The organism is Microvirga rosea (genome assembly GCF_020595095.1).
Taxonomy (GTDB): Bacteria; Pseudomonadota; Alphaproteobacteria; order Rhizobiales; family Beijerinckiaceae; genus Microvirga; species Microvirga rosea.
Genome location: NZ_JAJDOP010000003.1, coordinates 171,323 through 190,311 on the forward strand (window position 1 = coordinate 171,323; position 18,989 = coordinate 190,311).

The 18,989-nt window shown below is 62.3% G+C and carries 18 protein-coding genes and 2 tRNA genes; 14 read left to right on the top strand and 6 right to left on the bottom strand.

Annotation, left to right across the window (positions count from 1 at the left end):
• Positions 1-133: 133 nt before the first annotated feature.
• Positions 134-514 carry a Fe-S cluster assembly scaffold SufA gene (sufA, locus tag LJD17_RS08800; protein WP_227383807.1) on the top strand — a complete coding sequence of 127 codons (381 nt, stop codon included), beginning with the start codon at positions 134-136 and terminating at the stop codon, positions 512-514.
• Between the two features lie 7 nt (positions 515-521).
• A complete protein-coding gene (locus LJD17_RS08805; RefSeq protein ID WP_227383808.1) occupies positions 522-881 on the top strand; it encodes a TfoX/Sxy family protein in 360 nt (119 codons plus the stop codon).
• Positions 882-890: 9 nt separating this feature from the next.
• Here the strand turns inward: LJD17_RS08805 and LJD17_RS08810 are convergent, their stop codons facing one another.
• Together LJD17_RS08810 and LJD17_RS08815 are read right to left on the bottom strand one after the other, a co-directional pair.
• Positions 891-1,451 (bottom strand): NADPH-dependent FMN reductase, encoded by a 561-nt coding sequence (locus tag LJD17_RS08810; RefSeq protein ID WP_227383809.1) that lies wholly within the window; start codon positions 1,449-1,451, stop codon positions 891-893.
• A gap of 72 nt (positions 1,452-1,523) precedes the next feature.
• Positions 1,524-2,951, bottom strand: coding sequence for a DEAD/DEAH box helicase (locus LJD17_RS08815; protein ID WP_227383810.1), 1,428 nt, complete (start codon positions 2,949-2,951; stop codon positions 1,524-1,526).
• 163 nt (positions 2,952-3,114) lie between these two features.
• Between LJD17_RS08815 and LJD17_RS08820 the strand changes: the two genes are divergently transcribed.
• Together LJD17_RS08820 and LJD17_RS08825 are read left to right on the top strand one after the other, a co-directional pair.
• A complete protein-coding gene (locus tag LJD17_RS08820) occupies positions 3,115-3,813 on the top strand; it encodes an alpha/beta fold hydrolase (RefSeq protein WP_227383811.1) in 699 nt (232 codons plus the stop codon).
• A gap of 154 nt (positions 3,814-3,967) precedes the next feature.
• Entirely contained in the window at positions 3,968-4,624 is a 657-nt protein-coding gene (locus LJD17_RS08825; protein ID WP_227383812.1) for an outer membrane protein, read from the top strand.
• Positions 4,625-5,297: 673 nt separating this feature from the next.
• Here the strand turns inward: LJD17_RS08825 and LJD17_RS08830 are convergent.
• Positions 5,298-5,927, bottom strand: coding sequence for a LysE family translocator (locus LJD17_RS08830; RefSeq protein WP_227383813.1), 630 nt, complete (start codon positions 5,925-5,927; stop codon positions 5,298-5,300).
• A 121-nt stretch (positions 5,928-6,048) separates the two neighbouring features.
• Between LJD17_RS08830 and LJD17_RS08835 the strand changes: the two genes are divergently transcribed.
• A complete protein-coding gene (locus LJD17_RS08835; RefSeq protein ID WP_227383814.1) occupies positions 6,049-6,750 on the top strand; it encodes a helix-turn-helix transcriptional regulator in 702 nt (233 codons plus the stop codon).
• 93 nt (positions 6,751-6,843) lie between these two features.
• On the opposite strand, the gene glnA is transcribed toward LJD17_RS08835, so the two are convergent.
• Positions 6,844-8,253: a type I glutamate--ammonia ligase gene (gene glnA / locus LJD17_RS08840; RefSeq protein WP_227383815.1), complete on the bottom strand. Its 1,410-nt coding sequence runs from the start codon at positions 8,251-8,253 to the stop codon at positions 6,844-6,846.
• Positions 8,254-8,320: 67 nt separating this feature from the next.
• Positions 8,321-8,659: a P-II family nitrogen regulator gene (locus LJD17_RS08845; RefSeq protein ID WP_224310998.1), complete on the bottom strand. Its 339-nt coding sequence runs from the start codon at positions 8,657-8,659 to the stop codon at positions 8,321-8,323.
• 59 nt (positions 8,660-8,718) lie between these two features.
• Between LJD17_RS08845 and LJD17_RS24020 the strand changes: the two genes are divergently transcribed.
• Both LJD17_RS24020 and LJD17_RS08850 read left to right on the top strand, forming a co-directional pair.
• Positions 8,719-8,850, top strand: a complete 132-nt coding sequence (locus LJD17_RS24020) for a hypothetical protein (protein WP_264478327.1) — start codon at positions 8,719-8,721, stop codon at positions 8,848-8,850.
• Positions 8,837-10,348 (top strand): NAD(P)H-hydrate dehydratase, encoded by a 1,512-nt coding sequence (locus LJD17_RS08850; RefSeq protein ID WP_227383816.1) that lies wholly within the window; start codon positions 8,837-8,839, stop codon positions 10,346-10,348. The genes LJD17_RS24020 and LJD17_RS08850 overlap by 14 nt, the downstream gene beginning before the upstream one ends.
• Here LJD17_RS08850 and LJD17_RS08855 read toward each other — a convergent pair.
• Positions 10,341-11,702, bottom strand: coding sequence for a multicopper oxidase family protein (locus LJD17_RS08855; protein ID WP_227383817.1), 1,362 nt, complete (start codon positions 11,700-11,702; stop codon positions 10,341-10,343). The genes LJD17_RS08850 and LJD17_RS08855 overlap by 8 nt on opposite strands.
• Positions 11,703-11,888: 186 nt before the next feature.
• On the opposite strand from LJD17_RS08855, the gene LJD17_RS08860 reads away from it, so the two are divergent.
• From LJD17_RS08860 to LJD17_RS08890, 7 genes are all read left to right on the top strand, one after another.
• Positions 11,889-11,973: transfer RNA gene (locus LJD17_RS08860), tRNA-Leu, on the top strand.
• A gap of 114 nt (positions 11,974-12,087) precedes the next feature.
• A complete protein-coding gene (tig, locus tag LJD17_RS08865) occupies positions 12,088-13,497 on the top strand; it encodes a trigger factor (RefSeq protein ID WP_227383818.1) in 1,410 nt (469 codons plus the stop codon).
• Positions 13,498-13,574: 77 nt separating this feature from the next.
• Positions 13,575-14,207 carry an ATP-dependent Clp protease proteolytic subunit gene (locus LJD17_RS08870; protein ID WP_227383819.1) on the top strand — a complete coding sequence of 211 codons (633 nt, stop codon included), beginning with the start codon at positions 13,575-13,577 and terminating at the stop codon, positions 14,205-14,207.
• Positions 14,208-14,433: 226 nt separating this feature from the next.
• Positions 14,434-15,702, top strand: coding sequence for an ATP-dependent Clp protease ATP-binding subunit ClpX (gene clpX, locus LJD17_RS08875; RefSeq protein WP_227383820.1), 1,269 nt, complete (start codon positions 14,434-14,436; stop codon positions 15,700-15,702).
• A 211-nt stretch (positions 15,703-15,913) separates the two neighbouring features.
• Positions 15,914-18,343 carry an endopeptidase La gene (lon, locus tag LJD17_RS08880; protein WP_227383821.1) on the top strand — a complete coding sequence of 810 codons (2,430 nt, stop codon included), beginning with the start codon at positions 15,914-15,916 and terminating at the stop codon, positions 18,341-18,343.
• A gap of 194 nt (positions 18,344-18,537) precedes the next feature.
• Positions 18,538-18,816 carry an HU family DNA-binding protein gene (locus LJD17_RS08885; protein WP_227383822.1) on the top strand — a complete coding sequence of 93 codons (279 nt, stop codon included), beginning with the start codon at positions 18,538-18,540 and terminating at the stop codon, positions 18,814-18,816.
• An 81-nt stretch (positions 18,817-18,897) separates the two neighbouring features.
• Positions 18,898-18,973 (top strand) — tRNA-Val (locus LJD17_RS08890).
• Positions 18,974-18,989 lie beyond the last annotated feature (16 nt).

Sequence of the window (18,989 nt, forward strand, 5' to 3'; positions counted from 1 at the left end):
CAGGTGCCGGAGCGTCAACCTCGGCGGCGACGAAGAGGCGATAAATCTCGACGTTCCCGATCACATCTCCTATCTATATGGAAACGGACTCGTTCTGCCCGGGCCTTGAACCCGGACGTCAGGAGAGAATTCAATGGCTTTACCCGGTTTCAAGGTCGTAACCTTGACGGACGCGGCAGCAAACCGCGTCAAGGACATCATCGCGAAGGCTGACCGCTCCATTGTCGGGGTGCGCGTCGGCGTGAAGAACGGCGGCTGCGCCGGGATGTCCTACACCATGGAATATGCCGACAGCGTCTCGCCCCTCGACGAGGTGGTCGAGGACAAGGGCGTGACGGTTCTGATCGATCCGAAGGCCGTGCTGTTCCTGCTCGGCACCGAAATGGATTTCCAGACCACGAAGCTGTCATCCCAGTTCGTGTTCAACAATCCCAACCAGACATCCGCCTGCGGCTGCGGCGAGTCGGTGGCGATCACTCCGGCGACCCCGGATAAGCTCCCGCCGGTGGAGTAGGAGCTTCATGGACCCGGAGGCTATTCGCGACGTCTTCCAAGCTCTTGGGCCGATCCGCATTCGCCGGATGTTCGGCGGCCAGGGGATCTACCGGGACGAGGTGATGTTCGCTCTCGAAGTCAGGGGTGAACTCTATCTCAAGGCGGATGCCGAAACGCTTCCGGTCTTCGAGGAACTCAGTTCCCGGCCCTTCAGCTACCAGACCCGGAACGGGCGAACCACAGTTATGAGTTATTGGCTTATGCCCGAAGGGGCGCTGGAGGATGAGGCGGAAGCCCGACGCCTGGGGATATTGGCACTCGATGCCGCCCGCCGAGCCAGGACTGCCAAGCCATCAAGGCGCCGCGCGAAGGGACGAGTGGCCTGAACCGACGGCTCAGCTCGCTTTTTTCACGGCCTCGATCCAGGCGGCGAAGCTCTGCATGAACTTCGCCAGGAACGTGCGCGTGCCCTCGTTCGTCAGCTTGCCACCCTCATCGAGCAATTGCGTGACGTTCCCGATATAGGCCTCGGGCTGCTGCATCGTCGGCACATTGAGAAATACCAGTGATTGCCTCAGATGATGATTGGCCCCGAAGGCTCCGATCGCCCCGGGCGAGACGCTCACGACGGCGCCCGGCTTCCCGTCCCAGGCGCTCTTCCCGTAAGGGCGAGAGCCGACATCGATGGCGTTCTTGAGGGCACCCGGCACAGACCGGTTGTATTCCGGCGTGACGAACAGCACCGCATCCGCGGAGGCCACCGTCTGGCGGAACACCCGGTACGACTCGGGGGGATTGGGCTCGTCGTCCTGATTATAAAGAGGAAGCTGGCCGATCTCGACGAAGTCGAGCGTCATTCCTTCCGGGGCGAGCTCCGCAAGGGCCTGGGCAATCTTCCGGCTGAAGGATTCCTTGCGAAGGCTTCCGACGAAAACGGCGACGCGTGTAGCCGGCATATGACGCTCCCAGTGATGTTTTCAGCAAGATGCCGGATGCAGCGGATTCGGCAACCCCGCCTATTTGCCGGCCTATTTGGTCTTCTTCACGGTCACCGGCCGGAGAAGGAAGGCGGGCACGTGATCGCCAAGGCCGATCACCGGCTCATCCATATCCGGCTCCCTGCGGCCCCCACGGCTGCGCTCCCGCTGCGGAGCCTTGTCGGGAGTCCGCTCCCGACGCGGAGCCTTCTCCTCACGCGGGGTGTCGGTTTCCTCGACCGTCGCATCTTCCGCCGCCCGAGTGCTGACTTTGCGTCCGCGCGTCCGTTCGGACCCACCACCACGGCCCCGGCGGGCCGTTGGCCGGCCAGAGGAGGAGGCGGGACGCTCGGCGAGACTGGGGCCTTCCCATTCGACGGGCTGGCCGATGAGCTTCTCGATCGCCGCGAGAGACTTCTCGTCGCCCGGTCCCACGAGCGTGAAGGAATAGCCCGTTCTTCCGGCGCGCCCGGTTCGGCCGATCCGGTGAACATAATCTTCCGCATGGTGCGGAATGTCATAGTTGAAGACGTGGCTGACCGCGGGAATATCGAGCCCACGGGCTGCGACGTCGCTGGCGACGAGCAGCGGCGTCTCGCCGTTGCGGAAGCCGTCGAGCGCGGCCATGCGGGCGCGCTGGTCCATGTCGCCGTGGAGCGCCGCGGCATTGAAACCATGCTTCTGCAAGGAGCGATGGAGGACGGCCACGTCACGCTTGCGATTGCAGAAGATGATCGCGTTGTTGAGATCGGTTGCGTTGCGGATGAGTTCCCGAAGGGTCTCTCGCTTTTCGTAATCCTGCGAGCCGGTAGCAATGAGGCGCTGGGTGATCGTGGAGGCGGTCGACGCGGCGCGCGCCACCTCTACCTTGACGGGATTGTGCAGGAAGGCGTCCGCCAGCCGCTGGATCTCCGGCGGCATGGTCGCGGAGAAGAAGAGGGTCTGCCTTGTGAAGGGCACCAGCTTCACGATGCGCTCGATATCGGGAATGAAGCCCATATCCAGCATCCGGTCCGCCTCGTCGATGACGAGGAGCTCGACACCGGTCAGCAGAAGCTTGCCGCGTTCGAAATGGTCCAGCAGGCGCCCCGGGGTCGCGATCAGCACATCGACCCCCCGGGTGATCTTGGCATCCTGGTCGCCGAACGAAACGCCGCCGATAAGGAGAGCCACCGACAGCTTGTGGTTGGCTCCATACCGGTCGAAATTCTCTTCGACCTGGGCCGCCAGTTCGCGCGTCGGCTCGAGGATCAGCGTCCGGGGCATGCGCGCGCGGGCCCGGCCGGTCTCCAGGAGAGTCAGCATCGGCAGCGTGAAGGCGGCGGTCTTGCCCGTTCCGGTCTGGGCGATGCCGAGAACATCCCGCCGGGCCAGGACGTGCGGGATGGCCTGGGCCTGGATCGGGGTGGGCTCGGTGTAGCCAGAGGCGGTGACCGCCTGTTGAACTTTTTCGCTAAGTCCGAGTTCGGCAAACGACATGAGAGGTATAACCGTGAGGGCTGGACGCGCTTTCAATGCCGGCCGCTCGATACGGCAACAAACTGGCGCATAACTGGTTTCACCTGAGATCTTTTACTCAAGCAAAGGTGCGGCGGGACCATAGGACAAGCTATGGCCTTGTCAATCCAAGGGGAAAGGCCCAATGGCCGAGACACTCGTACTGATTCCCGGCCTCGGCAATACATCCAGGCTCTACGAAGAGCAAATCGGGGCGCTTTCGCCAACCCGCCGAATCATCGTCGCTGACCATATGCGGGATGATTCGCTGGAGAAAATCGCGGGCCGACTCCTGAAGACGGCGCCGGAGCGCTTCGCGCTCGCCGGCCTGTCCATGGGCGGATACGTGGCTATGGAGGTCCTTCGCCACGCTCCGGAGCGGGTCGAGCGGCTCGCGCTTCTCGATACCACGGCTCGCCCGGACACGGATCAGGCTCGCGAGGATCGCCTGCGTCAGATCTCTCTGGCGGAGAATGGACGTTTCGACGAGATCCTGACAGCTCTCTGGCCGCGCCTTGTTTCCCCCGAGCGGCAGGCGGATCGCGATCTGAATGCGGTCGTGACGGGGATGATGAGGGACGTGGGGCCGGAAGCATTCGTGCGCCAGCAGAAAGCCATCATGGCCCGGCCCGATTCGCGCTCGCTGCTGCCCGGCATAGAGATTCCCACGCTCATTCTGGTCGGTGACGAGGACGTCATCACTCCGCCCGAGGTCGCCCGCGAAATGGCCGAGATGATCGAGTGGGCGTCGCTGGTCGTTGTGCCGGGAGCCGGCCACCTGTCGACGCTGGAGCAGCCTGCGCGGGTGAGTCAGGCTCTGGAAGCCTGGCTGACGCGCTCCTGAGGCGTGCCGCCCCGCTCGGGATCAGGGGGCCATTCGATTGTCCTGTCCAAAAGGCCACGGTTTCGGTGGGCTGTTGCAATATTGTGACAGACGGGCAGGGCTTTGTTAATTAATACCGTTGCAAGTTCAATTCATCAGCAATGGGATGATTAACATGAAAAAGATCCTGCTCTCCTCTGTGGCCCTGCTGGGTCTCACTGTCGGCGCCGCGGCGGCCGACCTTCCGTCTCGCACGGCTCCCGCTCCGATCATGGCGGTTCCGGTCTTCACCTGGACCGGCTTCTACATCGGCGTGAACGCCGGCTACGGCTGGAACACCAACAACGGGAACGGCTACTACGACCCGGCGTTCGGCTATTACGGCAACGGCAATGACGGCGGCTTCGTCGGCGGCGCCCAGGCCGGCTACAACTACCAGATCGGCCAGTTCGTCATCGGCGTCGAAGGCGACGTCCAGTATGCCGACCGCGGCCATGGTGACCGTGGCTATTACGGCCTCGGCTACTACTACGGCGACAACGGCTCGAACGATTGGTTCGGCACCGTCCGCGCCCGCGCCGGTGTGGCCTTCGATCGCGCGCTCATCTACGCCACCGGCGGTTTTGCCTTCAACGGCAACGACGGCGGCTGGGCGCTGGGCGGCGGTCTCGAATATGCCTTCACGAATAACCTGACCGCGAAGATCGAAGGTCTGTACGTGAACATCGATAACGGCGGCCGCAACGATTACGGGTTCGGCTACTACGGTCACGGCAAGGACGAGTTCGGCGTTGTCCGCGCCGGTCTGAACTACAAGTTCTCGTCGTACTAAGATCGTTCGCTTCGGCGAGGGAAGGCCCGGCGGAAACGCCGGGCCTTTCTTTTGGCGATATCCGGCCGGTACGCGGCGTGCCATCCTGCCTTGTGACGGGCAGCGGCCAGCCGTTATGAATCATGCGGGAGCGCGCCGACGCTGAGGACGGAGCTCTCAAGACGCAGGTCGGGATCCGGAAATCCTATTTTCGGCAGGCAAAGGGAGGGAAGGTGCTCGCCGTTCCGCTGTTCATGGCCGCGATCACCATCATATTCGCCACATCCAGTTCTTCAGCCGACCGGGGGCAAACATCGGCCTGTCGCGTGCAATTCGACTCCAGGAAAGCCTCATGGCGGGCCAGAAATGCCGGACCAACTCCTTGCGTTCCTCGCCGTGCGAGGAGCTCCGCCCAGGCGTTTTTATAACGAGCGCATTTCACCTCAGGCCAACTTGGTTTGCCTGGCTGCTGCGCGAAAGAGGCCTCGATGGTCGCCGCCAGCATGAATGCAGCGACGAGTGCCATCAACGGTATCGCGGAACGGGCCATTCGCGGCTCCTCTTTCGTCCATCCTGTGCTGTGGGTCGGAACATGAGAACAGCGAGCGGTCAAGCCGTTGCGGAGCATTCAACCCTCGACATGCGGATCCTCGCCGGTATCCTCTTCCTCAGCCATCGATGCCGGGCAGGCGCCTTACAGGGCCGCACGCCAGGCGGTTGTCAGAGCAACGGCGATGAACAACAGACCCGCGGCTCTTCCGATCATCGTGGTCGCCTTTGGGCGTGATACGAGGAACTTCCGGCTTTGGCCGGCGGCGACGGCTAGGCTGCCATAGACCGCAAGCTGCATCAGCACCGTCATGATCCCGAGAATGGAGGCCTGAAGCCAGATTGCGCCGTATTGGGGCAGCAGGAACTGAGGATAGACCGCAAGAACGAATAAATAGGCCTTCGGATTGAGGAGGCAGGTCACCGCACCTTGGCGAAAGGCGACCCAAAGAGACCGGGTCCGCGCGACATCGACCCCATGAACCGTGATCGAACTGCGCATGAGCGTCAGGCCGATCCAGGCCATATAGGCGGCGCCGACATAGAGCAGGGCCATGAACACGGAAGGGCTCAGGCTCGCCAGCACTGTCACGCCGACAGCGCCGAAGACCGTATGAGCAGCGCCTCCGACCATGATCCCTGCCGTCGCGGCGAGTCCGGCCCGCCGGCCTCCGGAAAGGGAATTCGCCAGAACGAACAGCATATCCATGCCCGGAATGACGATGATCCCGAACAGGAGGGTCAGAAAAAGCCAGAGGTTTGCAGTGTAGCTCATGTCAGGAACTCCGGGGCGCGGAGATCCTTCATGCACTCATTCTCTTGTATACCCAAGGAGTTGAGCCATATGTGGCGGAAGGATAACTGACAGCGTTATGTCAGTTGCAGGAGGGTTGAGGATGAGGAAAGCATCTCGTCTCTTCGAGATCATCCAGATCTTGCGTGTGGCGGAACAGCCCGTGACCGCGGCCCAGATCGCCGAGAAACTGGGCGTGACCTCCAGGTCCATCTATCGCGATATCGCCGCGCTCCAGGCCATGGGCGTTCCGGTCCAGGGCGGGCGCGGAATCGGCTATCTTCTGCGGCCCGGATTCGACCTGCCACCCCTCATGTTCTCCATCGAGGAGACCGAAGCGATCGTGCTGGCCCTGGCCCTTCTGGAGCGCACCGGGGATACCGGACTCAAGCAGTCGGCGAAGCGCGCCAGCCAACGGCTTGCCGCCGCGATGCCACAGCCCCTGCGTCAGGCGCTGTCGGGAAACGCCCTATTTGCCTGGGGTGCCGTCACGCCGCCGCCGGCCGGGATCGATCTGGGTATGGTGCGCGCGGCCATTCGCGACGAACGGAAGATCGAGATCGCCTACCGGGACGAGCAGGGGCGAGAGACGCATCGGACGATCCGGCCCATTGCGCTGATCTATTATTCAGAGGCTGCCAATGTGGTCGCCTGGTGTGAATTGCGCGAAGGGCTGCGCAACTTTCGGGCGGACCGCGTGAAGGTGAGCAGGCTGAGCGACACGTTCTTCAAGGGCGAAGGTGAGGCGCTTCGCCGTGCCTGGATGGCCGGATGGGCCACAAGCCAACCCGCGTCGACCCCGTAAGGCTCACAGCATGTACAAAAAGAAGCCGGAGCCCGAAGGCTCCGGCAAAGGAAGGCTGCTTCCGCAGCCGGGAGGAAATCCTCGTCCTGCCGATCAGCAGGAGTAGTACATCTGGAACTCGATCGGATGCGGGGTCATCTCGAAACGGGCGACCTCGGTCATTTTCAGCTCGATATAGCTGTCGATGAAGTCGTCGTTGAAGACGCCGCCGGCCTTCAGGAAGCCGCGGTCCTTGTCGAGGCTGGCGAGAGCTTCGCGCAGCGAGCCGCATACGGTCGGGATCTTCTTCAGCTCGCGCGGGGGAAGATCATACAGGTCCTTGTCCATGGCCGCGCCAGGATCGATCTTGTTCTGGATGCCGTCGAGACCGGCCATGAGCAGGGCTGCGAAAGCGAGATAGGGATTCGCCGTCGGATCGGGGAAGCGAACCTCGACGCGCTTGGCCTTCGGCGACGTCGTCCACGGAATACGGCAGGAGGCGGAGCGGTTGCGGGCCGAGTAGGCAAGCAGAACCGGAGCCTCATAGCCCGGAACGAGGCGCTTGTAGGAGTTGGTCGACGGATTCGTGAACGCATTCAGCGCCTTGGCATGCTTGATGATGCCGCCGATGTACCACAGGCATTCCTGGCTGAGGTCGGCATACTTGTTGCCGGCGAACATGGGCTTGCCGCCCTTCCAGATGGACTGGTGCACGTGCATGCCCGAGCCGTTGTCGCCATAGACCGGCTTCGGCATGAAGGTCGCGGTCTTGCCGTAGGACTGGGCGACGTTGTGGATGCAGTACTTGTAGATCTGCATCTCGTCGGCGGTGCGCACGAGGGTGTTGAACTTCGTGCCGAGCTCATGCTGGGCCGAGGCCACCTCGTGGTGGTGCTTCTCGACCGTCACGCCCATGGCGGCCATGGCGGCGAGCATTTCGCCACGCATGTCCTGGGCGGAATCGAGCGGCGGGACCGGGAAGTAGCCGGCCTTGGTCTGGATGCGGTGTCCGAGGTTGCCGCCTTCGTAATCCGTGTCGCCGTTCGTCGGCAGCTCGGAAGCGTCGAGCTTGAAGCCGGTGTTATAAGGATCGGCGGTGAACTTCACGTCGTCGAACACGAAGAACTCGGCCTCGGGACCCACATACACCGTGTCGCCGATGCCGGTCGACTTGAGGAAGGCTTCCGCCTTCTTGGCGATGCCGCGGGGGTCGCGGTTGTAGGGCTCGCCGGTGGCGGGCTCGAGGATGTCGCAGACGATGGAGAGGGTCGCGGCGGAGAAGAAGGGATCGATCTGCGCGGTGCTCGGATCGGGCATGAGGGTCATGTCCGACTCGTTGATCGCCTTCCAGCCCGCGATGGACGAACCGTCGAACATCACGCCGTCCGCGAAGACCTCTTCGTCGATCATGGACTGGTCGAAGGTCACGTGCTGCCACTTGCCGCGCGGGTCCGTGAAACGGAAGTCGACATACTTGATGTCGTTGTCTTTGATCGCCTTCAGCACATCCTTGGCGGTCTGCATGATGGTCTCGTCCTCTTTACCCTTGATGGTTGTTCACGGCGCCCGGCCGTGGCTTTGCAAAGCGAGTTCAGATCGCATCCGATCCGGTTTCGCCTGTTCTGATGCGGACGGCTTCTTCCACCGTCGACACGAAGATCTTTCCGTCCCCGATCCGGCCCGTTTGGGCTGCCTTGCGGATCGCCTCGATGGCGTTCTCGACCATGTCGTCTGCCAACACGATCTCGAGCTTCACCTTGGGAAGGAAATCGACCACATACTCGGCGCCCCGATAAAGCTCGGTGTGACCTTTCTGACGTCCAAAACCCTTGGCCTCGATGACGGTGATGCCCTGAAGGCCGACCTCCTGGAGTGCTTCTTTGACTTCATCGAGCTTGAAGGGCTTGATGATGGCTTCGATCTTTTTCATCCCAGGGACCGTTCGTTTCGAGGTTTTGCCGCTTTTAGCACCACGAGGAGGGCGCTTCCATGGCCGCATTGCTCCAGGACAGGCAGTTCTGCTGCCTTGAGAAGCAGTTTGTGATTAAACTTTGTGCAAGTGCCGCAATGGTGGTCTTCCCGATCAAAGCTGAGCAGTTTTTCCGCCATGTCCCGTCTTGAGCTTCTCCCAACCGCCCAGCAGATGCGGGATGCCGATGCGGCAGTCATCGCAGCCGGAACCCCAGGGCTGACATTGATGGTCCGCGCCGGAGAGGCCGTGGCGGAAGCTGTCCGGCGCATGGCTCTCCCCGGCTCACGGATTCTCGTCGTTGCTGGTCCGGGGAACAACGGCGGCGACGGCTTCATCGCAGGACGGCTGCTGGCGGAGCGCGGACATCGGGTCACTCTTGCGCTCCTGGGCCGGCGCGAAAGTCTCAAGGGAGACGCGGCCCTCGCCGCCGAGATGTGGAAAGGCGATGTCGATTCCATCCAAGGAGCCCCTTTCGAGGCCGCCGATGTCATCGTGGACGCGCTTTTTGGGACGGGGCTCGTGCGTGTGCTGGACGGTGACGCCCGTCTTGCGGTTGAACGCATCAACGCTTCCGGGCGACCGGTGCTCGCCGTGGATCTGCCGTCCGGAATCGACAGCGATTCGGGGGAGGTCAGGGGAGCGGCCGTCCTGGCGGATCGCACCGTCACGTTCGCGGCCCGAAAGCCAGGTCATCTCCTGATGCCGGGGCGTCGCTTCTGTGGCGCCGTGGAGGTGGCGGATATCGGGATCGATCCCCAAGCCTATCCCCAAGCAGATCGCCAAGTGCCTGGGCGAAATCCTATCGTGACGTTCGCCAACCATCCGGTTCTATGGCGTGGGGCACTGCCGCGGCCGGACCTCGGTTGGCACAAGTATGAAAGGGGCCATACGCTGGTCGCCTCCGGGGGCGCCACCCGAACGGGGGCGGCTCGCCTGGCAGCCGGAGCGGCCCTGCGGATCGGGTCCGGCCTTGTGACGATCGCCTCGCCCCCGGAGGCTCTGGGCATCAATGCGGCTCATCTGACCGCCGTGATGCTGCGAGGATGCGATGGGCCGGAAGGGCTTTATGAGATTCTGAAGGATCCGCGCTTCAATGCCCTGGTGCTGGGGCCGGCGCTCGGCGTTCATGCCGCCACGCGCGCCATGGTCGCCGTCGCGATGCAGGCCCGCAGAAATCTCGTTCTGGATGCCGACGCCCTGACGTCGTTCGAAGGTCTCGCGTCGGAGTGGCATCAAGCGTTCCATGGGTTTCCCGCCGTCATCACTCCCCATGACGGAGAGTTCAGCCGTTTGTTTAAAGGGCACCCCGATATCCTTGATCCGCCTTCGAAAATCGAGCGGGCCAAGCGCGCCGCGGGCTACACGGGCGCGATCGTCGTTCTAAAAGGGGTCGACACGGTGATCGCCGCTCCCGACGGGCGCGCCGCGATCAACGAGAACGGTACGCCCTATCTGGCGACAGCCGGATCCGGCGATACGCTGTGCGGCCTCATCGCGGGCTTGATGGCGCAGCACGTCCCAGCCTTCGAGGCGGCCTGCGCCGGGGTGTGGATCCATGCCGCTGCGGGGGCGAGCTTCGGCCCCGGACTGATCTCGGAGGACTTGGCCGAGCTGATCCCCGCCGTGTTGCGCGACCTGCTCAGCTGACTTCGATCCAAGTCCACAGGCCGGAATCGAACCGCTCCATCACGGTCGAGGCCAGGAGCCATTTGCCGGGGTTGTCGGCGATGAAGGCAATCCGGCTCGTTTTGTTTTCAGGCACTTGGATGGTGTCGAGAAAATAAGGCTGCCAGCCGTCGTCCAAGGCATGAAGGAGACGGAAAACGTGCCCGTGCAGGTGGAGGGGCTGGGCGACCGGCGTCTTGTTGATCAGGGTCAGCACGACCGGCGAGCCCCGCTTAACCTTGAGGACCGGCGCGTTCGCGTCTCCGGCCACGCCGTTGATCGTCCAGCCCGACACGGTTTTGTCGCCCGTGGTTTGAATCACCAGATCCTTTCGGACGGCCTTTTCCAGAGCAATGGCCTTCGGGAGCTTGTCATTGGGCGCGAGAGACGCGATCGGCGGAGGTTCCGTCTTCCCATTCCCGGCGGTGTGGAATTCGACCAACGGAATGCCATCGCCCAAAGCGGCAACAACGGCCGAGCGCGCATCCGCCTCAACGGGAAGGTCGACGAGCAGGTCGTAGCGGCTGCCAGGAGCGATGGGTAGAGAGGATCTGAGGGGCTCGAAGGTATCCGTCGGCTGCCCGTCAACGGCGATCACCGTCGCCCTGAGATTGTCGAATCGCAAGCGCATGGCCCGTGCATTGCAGGCATTGGCGAGGCGCAGGCGTAAGCGGCTGCCGGGCCGAAGGCTGAGTTTCTGCGGCACGGCGTCGCCATTCACCGTCAGGAAATTGCCGAGGCGGCCGGCCGGATTGTCGTCGGCGGACTTGGAAAAGGGCGCGAGCCGTCCGTCATCCCCGAGCCGCCAGTCATCGATCAGGATGGGCAGGTCGAGGTCGACGGGAGGCGGGTTGGCTTCTTCGACGATGAGCAGGGCGGAGAGCCCCCGCTCCAAAGGCTCCGCGCTGCCGCCAGGAATGCTCGGGCGTATCAGAAAGGTGCCGGGCGCCGGGGGTGGCTCGCGGTACGTGAAGGTGCCGCCCTGGGGGACGGGGGCCTGCGTGACGCGGGCGACGCCGTCATGGGCGTTGGCGCCACGCAATCCTTGGATATGAAGGCTCAAGGGCAGGGAGGTCTCATTCCGGAAGGTGAATTCGAGAGGGGCGCCGGCCCTGAGGCGGAACGCCGGGCCAAGGCGCTCACCCAACGTCAGGACTTCCGTCTCCTGGGCCGCATCGGCGCGGAGCCGCTTGAGTGATGGCCGGGCGGTCAGCTCGGCGGGAAGGTCCTGGATCAGGCCGCCCCCATCCCCGCTCTTCGGTTGGGTCCAACCCGGCCGGGGGAAGCCCAAGAGAGCCGTGGCGAGGCCGGCAGTGGCGGCGCGGCGCGTGATCATAGGGAAGCAGCCTCTTGTGACGGGCAGGATGGAACGACGTACAGGCTTGAACGCAAACGGCCAAGTTTTGTTGCTTTTCAAGCCGGAAGCACGCTGTCGCCGTACACGAACTTTTTTGATGCACCCTTTTGCAACCATGCTATAGAGCCCCGTCCCGGACGAGGGGTGCATTGCGCCGCCTCCCGAGCGGGCGTGGCGGAATTGGTAGACGCACTGGATTTAGGTTCCAGCGGCGAAAGTCGTGGGGGTTCGAGTCCCTCCGCCCGCACCAATCCCGTCAGGATTGGTTTCCGGACGGCTCCATCGGGCCGCGTCGACGGCGGCAGCCGCGGCGGCCGGGGCCTGGGACAAGGAATTTTTTCGAGTAAGCGAAGGCGATATAACCATGCAGGTGACGGAAACTCTGTCCCAAGGCTTGAAACGGGAATTCAAGGTTGTTCTTCCGGCAACGGAGTTGGAACAGCGTCTGAACAATGAGCTGTCGACCCTTAAGGACCGGGTGAAAATCAACGGTTTCCGTCCGGGCAAGGTGCCGGTTGGGCATCTGCGCAGGGTCTATGGCCGTTCGGTGATGGCCGACGTGCTTCAGAACGCGGTCAACGAAGCGAACCGCAGGATCGTCGAGGACAATAGCCTCAAGCTCGCCCATGAGCCTCAGGTCCAGTTTCCGGAGAACCAGGACGAGATCGAGAAGGCCATGGACGCCAAGGGCGACCTGGCTTTCACCGTCGCCCTCGAGGTGCTGCCCGTTTTCGAGCTCGCCGATCTGTCCGACGTCTCGGTCAAGAAGCCGGTCGCCGAAGTGACCGACGGCGAGATCAACGAATCGCTGGAGCGGATGGCCAAGCAGAACCTTACCTTCGAGGCGAAGGACGGCAAGGCGGAGCAGGGCGACCGGGTGCTTGTCGACTTCGTGGGCCGCATCGACGGCACGGAATTCGAAGGCGGCAAGGGCGAGGATATCCGGGTCGAGCTCGGCTCCAACACCTTCATTCCGGGCTTCGAGGACCAGCTTGTCGGCGTAAAGGCCGGCGACACGAAGCTCGTGAAGGTCACCTTCCCGACCAATTACCTGGCCGCCCACCTGGCCGGCAAGGATGCCGAGTTCGACGTGACGGTGAAGGCCGTCGAGGCTCCGGGCGAGCTGAAGATCGACGACGAGCTTGCCAAGGGTTTCGGCTTGGACTCGCTCGATGCCCTGAAGGACGCCATTCGTAGCGCTATCCAGCGTGATTTTGACGCCCAATCCCGTCGTAAGGTTAAGAAGGACCTGCTCGACGCTCTGGACGCGAAGTACTCGTTCGAGTTGCCCCCGAGCCTCGTGGAGCAGGAATTCGCGGCCGTTTGGGGTCAGGTCGAGGGCGATATGCGGTCCAACAACCGCACCTTCGAGGACGAGGACACCACCGAGGAGCAGGCTCGGGCGGATTACCGGAAGATCGCCGAGCGTCGTGTTCGGCTCGGGTTGGTGCTTGCACAGATCGGTGAGAAGACCGATATCAAGATCTCCGACGACGAGGTCACCCAGGCGCTCGTCGAGCGGGTTCGCCAGTATCCGGGCCAAGAGCAGCAGGTTTGGGATTTCTATCGTAAGAATCCGCAAGCTCTGGCCGAAATCCGGGCGCCGCTGTTCGAGGAAAAGGTCGTCGACCAGATCCTGTCTCAGGTGAAGGTCGTGGACGAAACCGTTTCCAAGGAAGCGCTTTTCGGTGACGACGAGGCTGAGGAAGGTGATTCCAAGGCCGAGTCGAAGCCGAAGGCCAAGGGCGCCAAGAAGTCCAGCAAGAGCGAGTAACGCTACCTCCAGCGTCTCGCCGCTTGCATCATCTAACGGCCGCGCGTCCGCGCGGCCGACTTTGGAGCAGTGAGACGATGAGAGATCCGGTTGCGTTGTTTAACAACACGCTCGTGCCGATGGTGGTCGAGCAGTCGAATCGTGGTGAGCGCGCATTCGACATCTATTCGCGTCTCTTGCGCGAACGGATTATTTTCCTCACCGGTCCTGTCGAGGATTACTCGGCATCCCTGATTGTGGCTCAGCTTCTGTTCCTCGAGGCTGAGAATCCCAAGAAGGAAATTTCCTTCTACATCAATTCGCCAGGCGGGGTCGTGACGTCCGGCCTGTCGATCTACGACACCATGCAGTTCATTCGCTGCCCCGTCTCCACCCTGTGCGTGGGGCAGGCGGCTTCGATGGGCTCCCTTCTCCTTGCGGCAGGCGAGGCCGGGCAGCGCTTTGCGTTGTCGAACGCCCGAATCATGGTTCACCAGCCTTCCGGCGGATACCAGGGCCAAGTCACCGACATCATGATTCACGCCCGCGAAAGCGAGGCTTTGAAGCGCCGGCTCAATGAAATCTACGTGAAGCATACGGGCCGCGACATCGCGGCTGTCGAGCAAGCGCTCGAACGTGATAACTTCCTGACAGCCGACGCCGCCCAGGAATTTGGTCTGATTGACCAGGTTCTCGCCAAGCGTCCCGAGCCCACGACGCCTCAGCCCTGATTCTGAATAGTTGGGGACAAGTTCAGGGGCAGTGCGTCTTTTTGGCGTCCTGCCCCGTTCCTATTGATCAGGTCCCCTTCGCGTGTTTGCATGCGGATTCGGGACGCGGGAAGAATAGGTGGCTCGAAATTTTTAAGTGCCGGAACCTTTCATTAGCTTCGGCGCTCCTAAACTTAAGGATGCTGGGTCGGCATGGGCCGCTCCAGTGTCGATTGGAGATGTGATAATGACCAAAGCTGGCGGCAACGACTCCAAGAGCACGCTTTACTGCTCCTTCTGCGGCAAGAGCCAGCACGAGGTCCGTAAGCTGATCGCTGGCCCCACCGTGTTCATCTGCGATGAATGCGTCGAGTTGTGCATGGATATCATTCGCGAGGAATCGAAGTCGTCGCTGGTGAAATCCCGCGATGGCGTGCCGACCCCGAAGGAGATCAGCCGCGTTCTCGACGATTACGTGATTGGCCAGGAGCACGCCAAGAAGGTGCTCTCGGTGGCCGTTCACAACCATTACAAGCGTTTGGCCCATGCGGCGAAGCACAACGACGTGGAGCTGGCCAAGTCCAACATCCTCCTGATCGGGCCCACGGGCTCGGGCAAGACGCTGTTGGCCCAGACCCTCGCCCGAATCCTCGACGTTCCCTTTACCATGGCCGACGCCACGACGTTGACCGAGGCCGGTTACGTGGGCGAGGACGTTGAGAATATCATCCTCAAGCTCCTCCAGGCGTCCGATTACAACGTGGAGCGGGCGCAGCGCGGCATCGTCTACATCGACGAGATCGACAAGATCTCGCGCAAGTCCGACAATCCGTCGATTACCCGCGACGTGTCGGGCGAGGGCGTGCAGCAGGCTCTCCTGAAGATCATGGAAGGCACGGTCGCTTCGGTGCCGCCCCAGGGCGGCCGGAAGCATCCGCAGCAGGAATTCCTGCAGGTGGATACGACGAATATCCTGTTCATCTGCGGCGGTGCGTTCGCCGGGCTGGAGCGGATCATCTCGGGCCGCGGCAAGGGAACCTCCATCGGCTTCGGAGCCAGTGTGGAGGCGCCGGATGACCGCCGGACCGGCGAGATCTTCCGCAGCGTCGAGCCGGAAGACCTGCTGAAGTTCGGCCTCATCCCCGAATTCGTGGGACGTCTGCCCGTTCTGGCGACGCTCGAGGATCTCGACGAGGAAGCCCTGAAGCGCATCCTCCAGGAGCCCAAGAACGCCCTGGTGAAGCAGTATCAGCGCCTCTTCGAGATGGAGAACGTCAATCTGACCTTCCAGGAAGAGGCCCTGTCGATGATCGCCCGCAAGGCCATCGAGCGCAAAACTGGCGCCCGTGGGTTGCGCTCCATCATGGAGGGCATTCTGCTGGAAACCATGTACGACCTGCCGGGTCTCGACTCGGTGGAGCAGGTGGTGATCGGCCCCGAGGTCGTCGAGGGCAAGGCCAAGCCTCTCTTCATCCACGGCGACCGCGCGGATCAGACCGCGAGTGCCAGCGCATAAGACCTATGTCTATCGTGCCGGGGACTGTTCTTGAAACGTTGTCTCCGGCACGCCAAATTACCTCTTGCGTGATGACCGTCCGCTCATTGTCCCGAGGGATGGCGCCACGTACCGGACGCAGCCAATCACAAAAGCTTGAGCGTTTCGGTTACCCGTCCCTGAGCTCGCTCATCCGAGGGGTTCTCCGGACGTTTCGAAAGGATGTCGTCTTATGACACAAGCAAAGCCACGTCAGCCTGTCGTTCCAGGCTCGACCGGAACCTACGCGGTTCTGCCTCTGCGCGACATCGTCGTTTTCCCGCACATGATCGTGCCGCTCTTCGTCGGCCGCGAGAAATCGATCCGCGCGCTCGAGGAAGTGGTCAAGGGGGACCGCCACATTCTTCTGGCTACCCAGATCGATGCGACGGATGACGATCCGGCAACGGATGCGATCTATAAGGTCGGAACCCTGGCCAACGTGCTGCAGCTTCTCAAGCTGCCCGACGGCACCGTAAAGGTGCTCGTGGAAGGCGCGAGCCGCGCACAGGTGAAGGCCTACACGCGGACAGACGAATATTATGAAGCGGAAGCCGAAGTGCTCCCGGACTCGCTGGGTGACCAGATCGAGGCCGAAGCCCTGGCGCGCTCCGTCGTGTCCGAGTTCGAAAATTACGTAAAGCTGAACAAGAAGGTTTCTCCCGAGGTCGTCTCGGCAGTGACTCAGCTCGACGAGCCCTCAAAGCTTGCCGATACGATCGCCTCGCACCTTGCGATCAAGATCGCCGACAAGCAGGCGATCCTCGAAATCCCGACCGTTGCCCAGCGGCTCGAGAAGGTTCTCGGCCTGATGGAGAGCGAAATCTCCGTCCTCCAGGTCGAGAAGCGGATCCGTACCCGCGTGAAGCGTCAGATGGAGAAGACGCAGCGCGAGTACTATCTCAACGAGCAGATGAAGGCGATCCAGAAGGAGCTCGGCGACGACGAAGGTCGCGACGAGCTGGCCGAGCTCGAGGAGAAGATCGAGAAGACCAAGTTCACGAAGGAAGCCCGGGAGAAGGCGCTCGGCGAGCTGAAGAAGCTTCGCCAGATGTCGCCCATGTCTGCCGAAGCGACCGTCGTGCGCAATTACCTCGACTGGTTGCTCGGCATTCCGTGGAATCGCCGCTCGAAGATCAAGAAGGACCTCAAGGCGGCCCAAGACCTGCTCGATGCCGATCATTACGGTCTCGACAAGGTCAAGGAACGGATCGTCGAGTATCTGGCTGTCCAGCAACGCGCCAATAAGCTGACCGGACCGATCCTCTGCCTCGTCGGCCCTCCGGGCGTCGGCAAGACCTCCCTTGGCAAATCCATCGCCAAGGCGACCGGTCGCGAATTCGTGCGCATGTCCCTCGGCGGCGTGCGGGACGAGTCCGAGATCCGTGGTCACCGGCGGACCTATATCGGTTCGATGCCTGGCAAGATCATCCAGTCGATGCGCAAGGCCAAGACGTCCAACCCGCTCATTCTGCTCGATGAAATCGACAAAATGGGCATGGATTTCCGGGGCGATCCGTCGGCGGCCTTGCTCGAGGTTCTCGATCCCGAGCAGAACAACTCGTTCAACGACCATTACCTGGAGGTCGACTACGACCTGTCCAACGTGATGTTCGTGACGACCGCCAACACCCTGAACATCCCGGCGCCGCTTCTCGACCGTATGGAAGTGATCCGCATCGCGGGTTACACCGAGGAAGAGAAGGCCGAGATTGCCAGGACTCACCTGATTCCGTCCGCTGTGAAGAAGCACGGTTTGGCGGAGAAGGAGTGGACCATCGGCGACGAGGCTCTCCTCATGCTCATCCGGCGGTACACCCGTGAGGCGGGTGTCCGTAACCTGGAGCGGGAGATCTCGAACCTGATCCGTAAGGCCGTGAAGGAGATCCTGATCTCCAAGGTCAAGACGGTCGAGGTGACGACGGCGAACCTTCCCGACTTCTTGGGCCCGCCCCGCTTCCGTTACGGCGAGGTCGAGTCCGAGGACATGGTGGGTGCGGTCACGGGTCTCGCCTGGACCGAGGTCGGCGGCGAGCTGCTCACCATCGAAGGCATCATGATGCCGGGCAAGGGCAAGATGACGGTTACCGGCAACCTCCGGGACGTCATGAAGGAATCGATTTCTGCGGCGGCTTCCTATGTCCGCTCGCGGGCTGTCGATTTCGGTGTCGAGCCGCCCATGTTCGACCGTCGCGACATCCACGTGCACGTGCCAGAGGGCGCGACGCCCAAGGATGGACCTTCGGCCGGTATCGCGATGGCGACTGCCATCGTGTCGGTGATCACCGCAATTCCGGTTCGGCGTGACATCGCCATGACGGGCGAGGTGACGCTGCGGGGCAGGGTGCTGCCGATCGGCGGGTTGAAGGAAAAGCTCCTGGCTGCTCTGCGCGGGGGGATCAAGAAAGTCCTGATTCCCGAGGAGAACGCCAAGGATCTTGTCGACATCCCGGCGAGCGTGAAGAACGGCCTCGAGATCGTCCCCGTTTCCCGGATGGATCAGGTGCTCCAGCACGCTCTCGTGCGGATGCCCGAGCCCATCGAGTGGGAAGAGCCGACGGTCATCAATCCGGCCAAGCCGGCTGAGGTCGAGGACGATTCGGCAAACGTGGTCGCCCACTAGTCTGACCTTGCGTCACGATTTTGACGGAGGCCCCCGGATGCAAATCCGGGGGCCTTTTTGATGTGGAATGTCCAGAACCGGCCCATTTAGGCCGTTTCAGGACTTGCGTACGGTCGAGCTTTGCGCCACAGGGTTTCTCCCTGAAACGGTGGCACATCTGATATGGCGCCGCCGGGATCACTGGAGGATATCAAATGAACAAAGGCGAGCTCGTTGCGGCCGTCGCCGACAAGGTGGGGCTGTCTCGTGGTCAGGCTGGTGAAGCCATTGACGCCGCTATCGAGGCCATCACCGGCGCCCTGAAGAAGGGCGACGAAGTGAAGATCGTTGGTTTCGGCACCTTCGTGGTGACCGACCGGGCCGCCGGCGAGGCGCGTAACCCGCGCACCGGCGAGAAGGTCAAGGTTCCCGCTTCCAAGACCCCCAAGTTCCGCGCCGGCGCGGGCTTGAAGGAAGCCGTGAACGCAAAGTAATCGCTTTTACGCGATCTTTTCTTCGTCAAAGGGCCGACAGCGCTTGCGTTGTCGGCCTTCTCTTTTTATGTGAGGCCGGAGGGGCGGTTAGCTCAGTTGGTAGAGCATCTCGTTTACACCGAGAGGGTCGGCGGTTCGAGCCCGTCACCGCCCACCATTCCTTTCCTTACGGT